Source organism: Kosakonia sp. HypNH10, assembly GCF_029850615.1.
Classification (GTDB): Bacteria; Pseudomonadota; Gammaproteobacteria; order Enterobacterales; family Enterobacteriaceae; genus Kosakonia; species Kosakonia cowanii.
Map to the genome: position 1 here is coordinate 205,038 of NZ_JAOTIU010000005.1, position 13,805 is coordinate 218,842.

Genomic DNA, 13,805 nt, shown 5'->3' on the forward strand with positions numbered 1-13,805 from the left:
ATGTAGGGTACAGGCGGTTTGAGTATCGGCGAAACGGGCGCTTACAGCGCGTCCAGCTCCGCGCGGGTTGGCAATCCTTCGCTGTCGCCGGGCACCTGAATCGCCCGCGCGCCGATGGCATTGCCCCGGCGCACCGCATCGTGCAGCGTTTTTCCTTCCAGCAGGGCGCTGATCACCCCGACGGCAAAACCATCACCTGCACCAACGGTATCGACGACGTTCTCGACAATAACCGGCGCAACCGCCCCCTGTTCGCCATCGGCGGTTTTAAACCACGCGCCGTCAGGGCCGGTTTTGATAATTACCACCTTCACGCCGCGTTGCAGATAGAAATCAGCAATCCCTTCCGGCGTCTGCTGACCGGTGAGGATCACGCCCTCTTTCAGCCCCGGCAGCACCCAGTCCGCCTGGAAGGCGAGCGCGTTGAGCTTCTCGACCATCTCCGCTTCACTTTTCCACAGCACCGGGCGCAGGTTGGGATCAAACGACAGGGTTTTGCCCTGCGATTTCATCGCCTTCGCCGCGTGCTCCAGCAGGGCGTAAGAGGTGGTGGAGATCGCCGCCGCCACGCCGCTCATGTGCAGATGGCGCGCATCACTGAACAGCGCGGCGTTAAAATCCTCCGGCGAAAGGTGGCTGGCAGCGGAACCCTTGCGGAAATACTCCACAATGGGATCGGTTCCATCGTCGCATTTCGATTTCAGCTGAAAGCCGGTCGGGTAGCGGGTATCCAGCGTCACGCCGGAGGTATCAATCCCCTCTTTGCGCAGCGTGTTGAGGATAAAGCGGCCAAAGCTGTCATCGCCGACGCGGCTGACCCAGCTCACTTTCAACCCCAGCCGCGCAAGGCCGGTAGCGACATTTAACTCGGCACCGGCCGCTCGTTTAATAAAGTGCCCGGCCTCAGCGAGATCGCCGGTTTCGGTGGCGACAAACATCGCCATCGCTTCGCCAAGGGTGATGACATCCAGCGCGTTATGCATGGCTGAACTCCTTACGCAGCAGAGAGACATAATGGCGGGTGACGGCGGTCAAATCGTCGCCTTCAAGCGGGAATTCGATGCCGCGCGGTACATCGCCAGGCAGTGCGTCGAGCAGCGCCAGCCAGCGCGGGTTTTCGCCATTGGGAGGTATTGCGCGGTGTTTATCGCCTGCGCGCTCAACGGCTTTAACGTGCACATAACTGACGGCGGGCGCGAGCTGGCGCGCGGCCTCTTCCGGCTCATCGCCAACCCACAGCCAGTTGCCGGTATCAAAGGTAAGCGTGACGGGGAGTTGCGCGGTGTGGCAGGCGGCTTTAAAGCGCAGCATCGGCGCGAGCTTGCCGCACTCGGTTTGATCATTTTCCACTACCAGCGGCACATCGCTTGCCGCCAGCCAGCCGCGCAGGGTCTCCAGCACGGCGTTATCTTTGAAATGACCCAGCGAGACTTTCAGCCACAGCGCTTTCAGCGTGCGGGCTTCGTCCAGCAGGGAGGGCAGGCGCGGGTTTAAGCTGCCATCTTGCAGGCAGAGCGGCTCCGGCGCGGAGTAGCAGACCAGCAGGTTATGCATATCAATCGCGAAGGCGAGCGAGGGCAGATGCGACAACTCTTCGTCGTTCAGCAGTTCGCGGCGGATCTCCACGCCGTCGGCACCCGCATTGGCGATGATCGGCAGCGTGCCGACCTGGCCGCCCAGCGCCGTTACCTGGTCATGACCATAGGCGGCGGTAACAACAATAATTTTTCTTTCCATCTTCCGGTTCCCCGATAACGGCAGGGTGATTAGCTTCCATTAACGCTAGATGGAACCGGTTCCAAAGAAAAGTTCACTGTGTCGAATTTATGATCGGCATCACGAAGGGGAAAATTAACGCGACGTGGAGCCGCGCACGATCAGTTCGCCGGAGAAAACCCGCTCGTGAACCGTATCGCTGTGGCCCTCAATGCGGCGCACTACCTGCTCGACGGCGGCAAAACCGATCTGCCAGGTCGGCTGTTTGAGGGTGGTAATGCCCACACCCGCCAGCTCTGCCCACTCCAGTTCATCAAAGCCGAGCAGGCCGATATCGCTGCCCCAGTTCAGGCCAATACGCTTTAGCGAGCGCGCTACTTGCAGGGTCAACGCGCCGTTGGCGGAGATTACCGCTTTACGCATACCGCGATGGCGGGCGTGGAACTGGCGCAGCGTGTTATCCAGCTGCGCCGCTTCGTGCAGCACCACTTCCGCATCTTCCGCCACCACGCCGGGGTAGCGGGCAAGGGTGGAGTGAAAGGCGTGCAGCCGCTCGCGGCGGGTGTTGACGGTGCCCAGCGGCTCGCTGAGGAACAGCAGAGCTTCAAAACCCTGCTCGATCAGGTGTTCAGTAGCGGTGGTGGCGGCCTGGGTGTTATCCAGCCCGACCACATCGCAGGCGAAATCAGGGATTTTGCGGTCAATCAGCACCATCGGCAGGGAGGATTGTTGCAGGCGGTTTAGCCCCTCTTCGCGCATGCCCACGGCGTTCACCACAATCCCCTCCACCTGGTAGCTGCGCAGCAGGTCAAGGTAGTGCAGCTCCTGATCGACTTCGTTATTGGTGTTACAGACCAGCGGCGTAAACCCCTTTTCGCGGCAGGCGGCTTCGATGCCGCTCAGCACATGCACGGAGTAGGGATTGGTGATATCGGCGATAATCAGCCCGATAAGCCGGGTGCGTCCGCGCTTAAGACCACGCGCCATCAGGCTTGGGCGGTAATCGAGTGCGGCGATGGCCTGCTCAATGCGCGCCAGAAGGGCATCGGAAAGCAGATGTTTTTCACCGTTGAGATAGCGTGAAATACTGGTTTTGCCGGTGTTGGCCGCTTTCGCCACATCGCTGATGGTTGGGCGCGTCATTTTCGCCATTGTTGCTTCCCTCGCCGTAACTGGTTGCCCACACCTTAGCGCGAAATCGCGGGCAATCAAGCACTAACCTGCGCTTATCACCCGGCGCGCGGCGGTAATGACGTTTAATTCTTTGCCAAACGCGCTTCGCCGTGGATGATAGAGCGCAAACAACACATCCGACACCACCTGCAAGCTATTCAGGAGCGCGCTTTGGCAAACTCTGCTATCAAAACAGTTCTTACGGCGGCCCACTGGGGCCCGATGCTGGTCGACACCGATGGTGAAAAGGTGCTCGCCTCACGCGGCGCGCTGCCGACGCCTTTCCCCAACTCGCTGCAAAGCGTGGTGCAGGAGCAGGTGCACAGCGAAACGCGCGTGCGCTACCCGATGGTGCGCAAAGGCTTTCTCGCTTCGCCCGACAGCCCGCAGGGCGTGCGCGGGCAGGATGAGTTTGTGCGCGTCAGCTGGGATCAGGCACTGGATCTGATCCATCAGCAGCACAAACGTATTCGTGACAGCTATGGCCCGTCGTCAATCTTTGCGGGCTCCTATGGCTGGCGCTCCAACGGCGTGCTGCACAAAGCCGCCACGCTGTTACAGCGCTATATGAGCCTCGCGGGCGGCTATACCGGCCATCTCGGAGATTACTCCACCGGCGCTGCGCAGGCGATCATGCCGCACGTGGTGGGCGGCAACGAAGTTTACCAGCAGCAGACCAGCTGGCCGCTGATCCTCGAACACAGCGACGTGGTGGTGCTGTGGAGCGCCAACCCGCTTAACACGCTAAAAATTGCCTGGAACGCCTCGGATGAGCAGGGCATTCCTTACTTTGACGCGCTGCGCACCAGCGGCAAGCGGGTGATCTGTATCGATCCGATGCGATCGGAGACCGTTGATTTCCTCGGCGATCGCGCTGAGTGGATCGCGCCGCATATGGGCACCGACGTGGCGCTGATGCTCGGCATCGCCCATACGCTGGTGGAGAACGGCTGGCAGGATAATGATTTTCTCTCCCGTTGCACCGTGGGCTACGAGATTTTTGCCGCCTACCTCACCGGCGAAAGCGATGGCGTGGCGAAAACGGCGGAGTGGGCGGCAGGCATCTGCGGCGTTGAAGCGGTTAAAATCCGCGAACTGGCGGAACTTTTCCATAAAAATACCACCATGTTGATGGCAGGCTGGGGGATGCAGCGCCAGCAGTTTGGCGAGCAAAAACACTGGATGCTGGTGACGCTGGCGGCGATGCTCGGGCAGATCGGTACGCCGGGCGGTGGGTTTGGCCTCTCTTATCACTTTGCCAACGGCGGCAACCCGACGCGCCGCGCGGCGGTGCTCGCTTCAATGCAGGGGCTGGTCAAAGGCGGCACCGACGCAGTACATAAATTTCCCGTCGCGCGCATCGTTGAAGCGCTGGAGAACCCGGGCGCGCCTTATCAACATAACGGCATAAACGGACACTTCCCGGATATCCGCTTTGTCTGGTGGGCAGGCGGCGCAAACTTTACCCATCACCAGGATACCAACCGCCTGATCCGCGCCTGGCAGAAGCCGGAACTGGTAGTGATCTCCGAGTGTTTCTGGACGGCTGCGGCGAAACATGCCGATATCGTGCTGCCAGCGACTACCTCGTTTGAGCGTAACGACCTGACGATGACCGGCGATTACAGCAACCAGCACCTGGTGCCGATGCAGCGCGTGGTGCCGCCGCAGTTTGAGGCGCGCGATGACTTTGAGGTGTTTGCTGACTTAAGCGAGCGCTGGGAAGCGGGCGGGCGCGAGCGCTTTACCGAAGGAAAGAGCGATCTGCAATGGCTGGAGACCTTCTACACCATCGCTGGCGAGCGCGGGGCGAGCCAGCAGGTAACGCTGCCGCCGTTCGCTGAGTTCTGGCAGGCGAACCAGCTGATTGAGATGCCGCAGAGCGAGCAGAATGCGCGCTTTGTGCGTTACGCCGATTTCCGTCGCGATCCGCAGGGGCACCCGCTGAAAACGCCGAGCGGTAAAATCGAAATCTACTCTGAGCGCATCAACAGCTTTGGTTACGCTGACTGTCCGCCGCATCCGACATGGCTGGAGCCGGATGAGTGGCACGGCAATGCCGAGCCGGAGCAACTGCAGGTGCTCTCTGCGCATCCGGCGCACCGCCTGCACAGCCAGCTTAACTTTACCCGTCTGCGCGAGGAGTATGCGGTGGCCGGGCGCGAGCCAATTACGCTGCATCCGCTCGATGCGCAGGCGCGCGGGATTGCGCCGGGCGATGTGGTGCGGGTGTGGAACCAGCGCGGGCAGGTGCTGGCGGGCGCGGTGGTGAGCAGCGGCATTAAGCCTGGCGTGATCTGCATTCATGAAGGGGCATGGCCGGATCTTGAACCAACGGCGGACGGGCTGTGTAAAAACGGCGCGGTGAATGTGCTGACCAAAGATCTGCCCAGCTCGCGGCTGGGCAATGGCTGCGCGGGAAATACGGCGCTGGCGTGGGTTGAGAAGTATCGCGGCCCGGCGCTTACGCTGACGGCCTTTGATCCGCCTGCCAGCTCATGATCCACGTCGGATGACCGGTCTCCTCCTGCCATGCGCGTTCGGTAATAGTAAACCCCTGCGCATGGTAGAAGTTCACCGCCCGCTCATTCTGCTGGTAAACCTCAAGGCTTAAGCGGGGAAAGTGCTGTTTAACATGGTTAATCAGCGCTTTCCCGAACCCCTGGCCAAATGCCTGCGGGCGCACAAACAGCGCGCCGATAAACTGCTCATCCATCACGCTGACAAACCCCTGCAATTCGCCCTCCTGCTCAACGACCCAGGTTTTCGCCGACGGAAGGTAGGCATCGCGCACCAGCGCTTCGCTCTCCTGCCAGTAGCTGGCCTTAATAAAGGGGTGGGCGAGGGTGGTGCTCTCCAGCCACAGCGCCAGCAGCGGGGTTAAATCTTCACTGTTCCATGCGCGAATCATGCGTTCCTCCCGGGTAACAGATGCAGCCGACGACGTGGTCGTTAACCAGACCGCAGGCCTGCATAAAGGCATAACAGATAGTTGAACCAACAAATTTGAAGCCGCGTTTTTTTAGCGCTTTTGATAAGGCATCGGAAACGGGCGTTGAGGCGGGGATCTCGGCGAGCAGTGCGGCATGGGCGACCTGCGGCTGGTTATCGACGAACCCCCAGATAAAATCTGAAAATGACTCGCCGTTTTCTTCCATCGCCAGGTAGGCGCGGGCATTGCCAATAATCGCTTCAATCTTGCCGCGGTGGCGAATAATCCCGGCATTTTGCAGCAAGCTGTCGACATCCTGCGCCGTCATGGCAGCGACGCGCTGCGGGTCAAAGTTGTGGAAGGCGTGACGGTAATTCTCCCGTTTTTTCAATACCGTAATCCACGACAGGCCCGCTTGCTGCCCTTCGAGGCAGATCATCTCGAACAGCTTTTTGCCCTCTCTTTGCGGCACGCCCCACTCATTATCGTGATAATCGAGATAGAGCGGGTCCTGGGTAACCCAACCACAACGCTGCATATCCGTACTCCGTTTGTGAAGGAAAAATAAACGTCGTCCTGCCTTGACGTAAACCTCAGAAAGACAATATTTATTACAGGGCTTTTGCCCGTTCTAACAACGATAACAATTACGCCGAGTTCGGCTCTTCTCTGGAGTCGTAAAATAATGAAAACAACCCGCAGTGGCCTGATGATGTCGCTGCTGCCTGCCTGTCTGCTTTTTTCCCAGACGGCGGCAGCGTGGCAGCAAGAGTATGTCGGTGCTGATGACACCGATGGACGCTATCGCTGGGATAGCGAACGGCAACCCCGTTATAACGATATCCTTGAAGAGCGCATTCGTTCGACGCAAAACTCGCCGGGGCTGGCGATTAATCTCCCCGACACGTCGCCGCTCGATACGATTAGCACCATGAGCCTTGGCTGGAATATTCCGCTCTCAAGTCAAGTCACCACCGGCCCGGTGGCGGTGTGGCACTACGATGGCTCAACGACCTCAATGTATAACGAATTCGGTGACAGCGCGACCAACGTGCAGTACAGCGATCCGCTGTGGCACGCCAGCGTCAGTTCGCTGGGCTGGCGCGTCGATAGCCGCTTTGGCGATCTGCGTCCGTGGGCGCAAATTAGCGTCAACCAGCAGTTTGGCGAAAACGTCTGGAAGAGCCAGTCGGGTCTCTATCGCCTTACCGCCGCCAATCAGTATGGTAACTGGATGGATGTGACGCTGGGGGCCGATATGCTGCTCAACCCGCACCTCGCCGCCTACGCTTCGATGTCGCAATCGGAAAACGAGACCTGGGGGCAAAACTACCTCTACAGCATGGGGGTTAGCGCCCGTTTTTAGCTCGATTAAAACAATCTTTTTACACTCTGGAAACAATAACGGCGCGTTTTATATTGATAGTATGTACTAACTCACACTTAGTATTTGCCACAGTGATATTTCGCGCGGTCATTCATTCCCGCTCAGCGGCATTTCATTCCTCTCTCGCTGCATTTCATGCCTTTTTTACCCAGGCATGAAATGCGCTTCGTTATGGTTGTCGGCAGTGAATTCCTTTTTATTCTTCTGCGGGACAACTGCCATGAATAGTTCCTTTGCTCAACACACTCGCTGGCTGACGCTGGTCGGCACCATCATCACGCAGTTTGCGTTAGGGTCGGTTTATACCTGGAGTTTGTTCAATAGTTCGCTGGCGGAAAAACTGGGCGAGCCGGTAAGCCAGGTCGCATTTTCCTTTGGCCTGCTGAGCCTTGGCCTCGCGCTCTCCTCCTCGGTAGCCGGTAAATTGCAGGAGCGTTTTGGCGTGAAGCGCGTCACAATCGCCTCCGGCCTGCTGCTCGGGCTCGGCTTCTTCCTCACCGCGCATGCGACCAATTTGATGATGCTGTGGCTCAGCGCTGGCGTGCTGGTTGGCCTGGCAGATGGCGCAGGCTACCTGTTAACCCTCTCTAACTGCGTGAAGTGGTTCCCGGAGCGCAAAGGGCTGATCTCCGCCTTCTCTATCGGTTCTTACGGCCTTGGCAGCCTCGGTTTTAAATTTATCGACAGCCATCTGCTGGCGACCGTCGGCCTGGAAAGCACCTTTATGATCTGGGGCGCGATCACGCTGGTGATGATTGTCTTCGGTGCGATGCTGATGACCGATGCGCCGCTGCAGAAAGTCTCCACCGTTAACGGCGTAGTGGAAAATGACTTCACGCTGGCGCAGTCAATGCGTAAACCGCAGTACTGGATGCTGGCAGTGATGTTCCTGACCGCCTGCATGAGCGGCCTGTATGTGATTGGCGTGGCGAAAGATATCGCGCAGGGGATGGTGCATCTGGATATTGCCACTGCTGCCAATGCGGTAACAGTGATTGCGATTGCCAACCTCAGTGGCCGCCTGGTGCTCGGTATCCTCTCTGACAAGATTGCCCGCATCCGCGTGATTACCATTGGTCAGGTGATTTCATTAGTCGGCATGGCTGCGCTGCTCTTCGCACCGCTGAATGCCGTGAGCTTCTTTGCCGCCATCGCCTGCGTTGCTTTCAACTTCGGCGGCACCATCACCGTCTTCCCGTCGCTGGTGAGTGAGTTCTTCGGTCTCAACAACCTGGCGAAAAACTACGGCGTGATTTATCTCGGTTTCGGTATCGGCAGCATCTGTGGCTCGATTATCGCCTCACTGTTCGGCGGCTTTTATGTCACCTTCTGTGTCATCTTCGCCCTGCTGATCCTCTCGCTGGCGCTCTCCACTACCATCCGCCAGCCGCAGCGCGAGGTCTACCAGCAAGCGCACGCGTAATGGTTGTCTGATACGAAAAACCGCTGTCCTGTGACGGCGGTTTTTTTGTCTGCGCTCCACACTTTCCGCAAAGCGACTATCCTTATTAATCAGGTTCATCCAACAGAAGGAGTCACAAATGTCTTTAGAGAAAGTGGTTTACCGTGCTAAAGCGAAAGCAACCGGGGGACGCGATGGCCGTGCAACCTCCTCTGATGGCGTGCTGGATGTCAAGCTGGGCGTACCGAAAGAGATGGGCGGCCCTGGCGGTGAAGTAACCAACCCGGAACAGCTTTTCGCAGCGGGCTACTCGGCCTGTTTCCTTGGCGCGCTAAAACACGTGGCGTCGACCGAGAAGAAGAAAGTGCCGCAGGATGCTTACATTGAAGGTCAGGTAGGCATTGGGCCGTTGCCGACCGGTTTTGGTATCGAAGCGCAGCTGGATATCCACCTGCCGGGCATGGATCACAAAGAAGCGGAAGAGCTGGTGCAAAAGGCGCATATTGTTTGCCCTTACTCCAATGCCACCCGCGGTAACATTGATGTAAAACTCAATGTAATTACCTCCTGATAACCCATCGCGGTTAACATTTTTTGTCATCGGCCATCTATTTTTTGTAAATATATGGCCGAATCTCATCTCCCATTGACACTTTTCTCTGCCGCTATGGTCTACTTAGCGCGCTTCAGAAGTTTCACGTATTAACTTCCTTCGCATTTTTTTTAGCCTGGCGCGTGAATGACTCTCGCTTTCAGGAGCTTTTTCCTCTTTTTTGAGCTGCTTGCATGAACTATATCAAAACGATAACCCAGCAGAAGTTGAGCTTCCTGCTTGCGTTGTATATCGGCCTGTTTATGAATAGCGCTGTGTTTTACCGTCGGTTCGATGGTTACGCGCACGCATTCACCCCGCTGAAAGGGCTCTCCGCTGCCGTTGAGCTGGTCGCGACCGTGCTGGTCACCTTCTTCTTGCTACGTGTCCTGTCGCTGTTCGGCCGACGCGTCTGGCGTATTCTGACTTCGCTGATTGTGGTCTTCTCGGCCGCCGCCAGCTACTACATGACTTTCCTCAACGTGGTGATTGGCTACGGCATTATCGCCTCGGTGATGACCACGGATATTGACCTCTCCAAAGAGGTGGTGGGCTGGCAGCTGTTCGTCTGGATCGTGGCAGTAAGCGCGCTTCCACTGCTCTTTATCTGGCACAACCGCTGCCGCGACACCCTGCTGCGCCAGCTACGTCAGCCTGGCGCGCGCATCCGCAGCGCAGGGCTGGTGGTGTTAGCCGGGCTGCTGGTGTGGGGGCCGATTCGCCTGATGGATGTGCAGCAGAAGCAGACCGAACGCGCCTCAGGCGTTGATCTGCCAAGCTACGGCGGCGTGGTTGCTAACTCCTATCTGCCCTCTAACTGGCTCTCTGCGCTGGGGCTCTATGCCTGGGCGCGCGTTGATGAGTCTTCAGATAACAGTTCATTGATGAACCCAGCGACGAAGTTTACCTACGTCGCGCCGAAGGATATTGATGATACCTGGGTGGTGTTTATCATCGGCGAGACCACGCGCTGGGACCATATGGGCATGCTCGGCTATGAACGAAACACTACGCCGAAGCTGGCGCAGGAGAAGAACCTCGTCGCCTTCCGTGGTTACTCGTGCGATACCGCGACGAAGCTCTCGTTGCGCTGTATGTTTGTGCGCGAAGGCGGTGCGGAGACCAATCCGCAGCGTACCTTGAAAGAGCAGAATATTTTCGCGGTGCTCAAACAGCTTGGCTTCTCCAGCGATCTCTACGCCATGCAGAGCGAAATGTGGTTCTACAGCAACACCATGGCGGACAATATCGCCTACCGCGAGCAGATTGGTGCCGAGCCGCGCAACCGTGGCAAGCACGTTGACGACATGCTGCTGGTCGATGAGATGGACCGCTCGCTGGCGGATAACGCCAACGGTAAGCATATGATTATTCTCCACACCAAAGGGTCGCACTTTAACTATACCCAGCGTTACCCGCGCAGCTTTGCGCAGTGGAAACCGGAGTGCATGGGCGTCGATCGCAAGTGCAGTAAAGAGGAGATGATTAACTCTTTCGATAACTCGGTGACCTATGTCGATCACTTTATCGATAGCGTGATCGATAAGATGCGCGACCGCAAAGCGATTGTGTTTTACGCAGCGGATCACGGCGAATCGATCAATGAGCAGGAGCACCTGCACGGCACGCCGCGCCATATGGCACCGCCGGAGCAGTTCCGCGTGCCGATGATGGTGTGGATGTCTGATAAGTACCTTGAAGATCCGCAGAAGGCGCAGATGCTGGCGCAGCTTAAGCAGCAGGCGGCCTATAAAACGCCGCGCCGCCACGTTGAGCTGTACGACACCATTATGGGTTGCCTCGGTTATACCTCACCAGACGGTGGCATTAACGAGAACAACAACTGGTGCCGTTTGTCGTCGCAGGCCGCGAAGTAACGGCGCTGCTGGCTTTCTCGCCAGTCAGTTAGCTTTTTTCGATTAAAGGATTGACGGGGCATGTCGGCGGCAGTAAGATGCGCCCCGCATTCGGTGATTGGCGCAGCCTGGTAGCGCACTTCGTTCGGGACGAAGGGGTCGGAGGTTCGAATCCTCTATCACCGACCAAATTCAGAAAAACCCAACCGCAAGGTTGGGTTTTTTGCTTTTTGTGTCCGAAAGAGGATGAGAACCTCCGGGGGTGGAGGTTCGACTCGAGCGCAGCGAGAGAACGTTGCGCAGCAACGGCCCGCAGGGCGAGCCACGCTGTGGCGAGTCATCCTCTGGCACCGACCAAATTTAGAAAAACCCAACCGCAAGGTTGGGTTTTTTGCTTTGTGCGTCCGCACAATTGCCTGATGGCAGCTTCGCCTTATCAGGCCTACGCGATCCAGCAAAATAATCTATTCCGTAGGCCGGATAAGCGTTCACGCGCCATCCGGCAAAACCCACGATTCCGCAGCCAATACATCCCGCAAAAACCAAAACCCGCCGAAATTCCCCTTATCCCTGCTTCCCGCTGCCTGACGGCTATTTTTTGCGATATTCCATTGTATTTATTTATATATCTAACGATCTTTTTTCGCGTTGCTTATGGATAAAGTCAGCATTTTGCGCTGTGCGTTTTAGCGTTCGCGGGATATACCGCTCAGATAATCATCATTGTGATAGAAATTTTTCATAATCTGCATGAATGTTAATCACTGGGTAAGGGCGCTTTATAAGGGGAATATTCTGCCTCCGCGCCCTTAGCATAAATTTCCCTGCTGAATATGGTGGCTTGAACTTTTTTTTAACTTTGTTTGCCGATTCTCACCGTCGTTGTAAATCCCGGTTACCTGTATTGACGTTTTGACATTCTGTTGACAGATTGTAGGGCATGAGGGGCATTTCATGGAGAATCTGTACTGCAACTCAGTCAACCTTGTGAAAGGAATCCCCATCTCTCATAACGCCTGCGGGCACAACCGACCAGACCGGGTAAAAAACTAAAAAAGGCCTGTCGGACATACCCACTGCATGGGTAACAACACATATCACATTGGAGCAGAATCAATGAGTATTTCCTTGAAGAAGTCAGGGATGCTGAAGCTCGGTCTTAGCCTGGTGGCCATGACCGTCGCGGCAAGCGTGCAGGCTAAAACCCTGGTTTATTGTTCTGAAGGTTCGCCCGAAGGCTTTAACCCACAGCTTTTCACCTCTGGTACCACTTACGATGCCAGCTCTGTGCCAATTTATAACCGTCTGGTTGAGTTCAAAACCGGCACCACGGAAGTGATTCCGGGTCTGGCGGAGAAGTGGGACATCAGCGAAGACGGCAAAACCTACACCTTCCACCTGCGTAAGGGCGTGAAGTGGCAGGACAACAAAGAGTTCAAACCGACGCGTGAATTCAACGCCGATGACGTGGTGTTCTCTTTCGATCGCCAGAAAAACGCCCAGAACCCGTACCATAAAATCTCTGGCGGCAGCTACGAATACTTCGAAGGCATGGGTCTGCCGGATCTGATTAGCGAAGTGAAAAAAGTCGACGATCACACCGTGCAGTTCGTACTGACGCGCCCGGAATCGCCGTTCCTCGCTGACCTGGCAATGGACTTCGCCTCCATCCTCTCCAAAGAGTACGCGGACAACATGCTGAAAGCCGGCACGCCGGACAAAGTTGACCTCAACCCAATCGGTACCGGTCCGTTCCAGCTGCTGCAATACCAGAAAGACTCGCGCATTCTCTACAAAGCGTTTGAAGGCTTCTGGGGCACCAAGCCGAAGATCGATCGCCTGGTCTTCTCCATTACGCCGGATGCTTCCGTGCGTTACGCCAAATTGCAGAAAAACGAATGTCAGGTGATGCCGTACCCGAACCCGGCTGACATCGCGCGCATGAAGCAGGACAAAAACATTAACCTGATGGAGCAGGCTGGCCTGAACGTCGGTTACATGTCCTTCAACACCGAGAAAAAACCGTTTGATGATGTGAAAGTGCGTCAGGCGCTGACCTACGCGGTAAACAAAGAAGCGATCATCAAAGCGGTCTACCAGGGCGCGGGCGTGGCGGCGAAAAACCTGATCCCGCCGACCATGTGGGGCTATAACGACGACGTTAAAGACTACACTTACGATCCGGAGAAGGCGAAGCAGCTGCTGAAAGAAGCCGGTCATGAGAAGGGCTTCACCGTTGAGCTGTGGGCGATGCCGGTACAGCGTCCGTACAACCCGAACGCGCGCCGTATGGCTGAGATGATTCAGTCTGACTGGGCGAAAGTGGGCGTACAGGCCAAAATCGTCACCTACGAGTGGGGCGAATACCTCAAGCGTGCGAAAGCGGGCGAGCACCAGGCCGTCATGATGGGCTGGACCGGCGACAATGGGGATCCGGATAACTTCTTCGCCACCCTGTTCAGCTGCGCAGCGGCGAAAGATGGCTCCAACTACTCGCGCTGGTGCTACAAGCCGTTTGAAGATCTGATTCAGCCGGCGCGCGCCACTGACGATCACAACAAGCGTATTGAGCTCTACAAACAAGCGCAGGTAGTGATGCATGACCAGGCTCCGGCGCTGATCGTCGCGCACTCCACCGTCTATGAGCCAGTGCGTAAAGAAGTGAAAGGCTATGTGGTTGATCCATTAGGCAAACACCACTTCGAAAACGTCTCTGTCGAATAATAAGTAAAATGCCTGACTTCCCC

At 56.8% G+C, this 13,805-nt stretch carries 11 protein-coding genes, 1 tRNA gene and 1 other RNA gene; 8 read left to right on the top strand and 5 right to left on the bottom strand.

The genetic code is table 11. From position 1 onward, the window contains the following. Window positions 1-41 precede the first annotated feature (41 nt). The 3 genes from N7V53_RS16205 to N7V53_RS16215 form a co-directional block, all read right to left on the bottom strand. The gene (locus N7V53_RS16205) at window positions 42-983 is read right to left on the bottom strand and encodes a sugar kinase (protein WP_279794007.1); all 942 of its coding nucleotides are present in this window, start codon (window positions 981-983) and stop codon (window positions 42-44) included. Continuing rightward, window positions 976-1,737: a sugar phosphate isomerase/epimerase gene (locus tag N7V53_RS16210; protein WP_279794008.1), complete on the bottom strand. Its 762-nt coding sequence runs from the start codon at window positions 1,735-1,737 to the stop codon at window positions 976-978. The genes N7V53_RS16205 and N7V53_RS16210 overlap by 8 nt, the downstream gene beginning before the upstream one ends. A 114-nt stretch (window positions 1,738-1,851) precedes the next feature. Further along, the gene (locus tag N7V53_RS16215; RefSeq protein WP_279794010.1) at window positions 1,852-2,868 is read right to left on the bottom strand and encodes a LacI family DNA-binding transcriptional regulator; all 1,017 of its coding nucleotides are present in this window, start codon (window positions 2,866-2,868) and stop codon (window positions 1,852-1,854) included. Window positions 2,869-3,060: 192 nt separating this feature from the next. On the opposite strand from N7V53_RS16215, the gene N7V53_RS16220 reads away from it, so the two are divergent. Beyond that, window positions 3,061-5,391 (top strand): molybdopterin guanine dinucleotide-containing S/N-oxide reductase, encoded by a 2,331-nt coding sequence (locus N7V53_RS16220; protein ID WP_279794011.1) that lies wholly within the window; start codon window positions 3,061-3,063, stop codon window positions 5,389-5,391. On the opposite strand, the gene N7V53_RS16225 is transcribed toward N7V53_RS16220, so the two are convergent. Both N7V53_RS16225 and tag read right to left on the bottom strand, forming a co-directional pair. Beyond that, on the bottom strand, window positions 5,354-5,800 hold the full coding sequence (locus N7V53_RS16225) for an N-acetyltransferase (RefSeq protein ID WP_279794012.1): 447 nt from the start codon (window positions 5,798-5,800) through the stop codon (window positions 5,354-5,356). The two genes, N7V53_RS16220 and N7V53_RS16225, sit on opposite strands and share 38 nt — an antisense overlap. Next, the gene (gene tag, locus N7V53_RS16230; RefSeq protein WP_279794013.1) at window positions 5,778-6,359 is read right to left on the bottom strand and encodes a DNA-3-methyladenine glycosylase I; all 582 of its coding nucleotides are present in this window, start codon (window positions 6,357-6,359) and stop codon (window positions 5,778-5,780) included. Before tag ends, N7V53_RS16225 begins: the two co-directional genes overlap by 23 nt. 147 nt (window positions 6,360-6,506) lie before the next feature. On the opposite strand from tag, the gene N7V53_RS16235 reads away from it, so the two are divergent. The 7 genes from N7V53_RS16235 (at window position 6,507) to dppA (ending at window position 13,782) form a co-directional block, all read left to right on the top strand. Continuing rightward, window positions 6,507-7,187 (top strand): autotransporter domain-containing protein, encoded by a 681-nt coding sequence (locus tag N7V53_RS16235; protein ID WP_128481915.1) that lies wholly within the window; start codon window positions 6,507-6,509, stop codon window positions 7,185-7,187. A gap of 241 nt (window positions 7,188-7,428) precedes the next feature. Continuing rightward, on the top strand, window positions 7,429-8,631 hold the full coding sequence (locus N7V53_RS16240; RefSeq protein ID WP_076769346.1) for an MFS transporter: 1,203 nt from the start codon (window positions 7,429-7,431) through the stop codon (window positions 8,629-8,631). A gap of 118 nt (window positions 8,632-8,749) precedes the next feature. Further along, window positions 8,750-9,181 (top strand): organic hydroperoxide resistance protein, encoded by a 432-nt coding sequence (locus N7V53_RS16245; RefSeq protein WP_042718589.1) that lies wholly within the window; start codon window positions 8,750-8,752, stop codon window positions 9,179-9,181. A gap of 215 nt (window positions 9,182-9,396) precedes the next feature. Further along, window positions 9,397-11,079, top strand: coding sequence for a kdo(2)-lipid A phosphoethanolamine 7''-transferase (gene eptB / locus N7V53_RS16250; RefSeq protein WP_279794016.1), 1,683 nt, complete (start codon window positions 9,397-9,399; stop codon window positions 11,077-11,079). Between the two features lie 91 nt (window positions 11,080-11,170). Then, a tRNA-Pro gene (locus N7V53_RS16255) sits at window positions 11,171-11,247 on the top strand. A gap of 36 nt (window positions 11,248-11,283) precedes the next feature. Beyond that, window positions 11,284-11,415, top strand: a non-coding RNA gene (locus N7V53_RS16260) — RtT sRNA. 759 nt (window positions 11,416-12,174) lie between these two features. Then, entirely contained in the window at window positions 12,175-13,782 is a 1,608-nt protein-coding gene (gene dppA / locus N7V53_RS16265) for a dipeptide ABC transporter periplasmic-binding protein DppA (RefSeq protein ID WP_042713259.1), read from the top strand. Window positions 13,783-13,805: the final 23 nt, after the last annotated feature.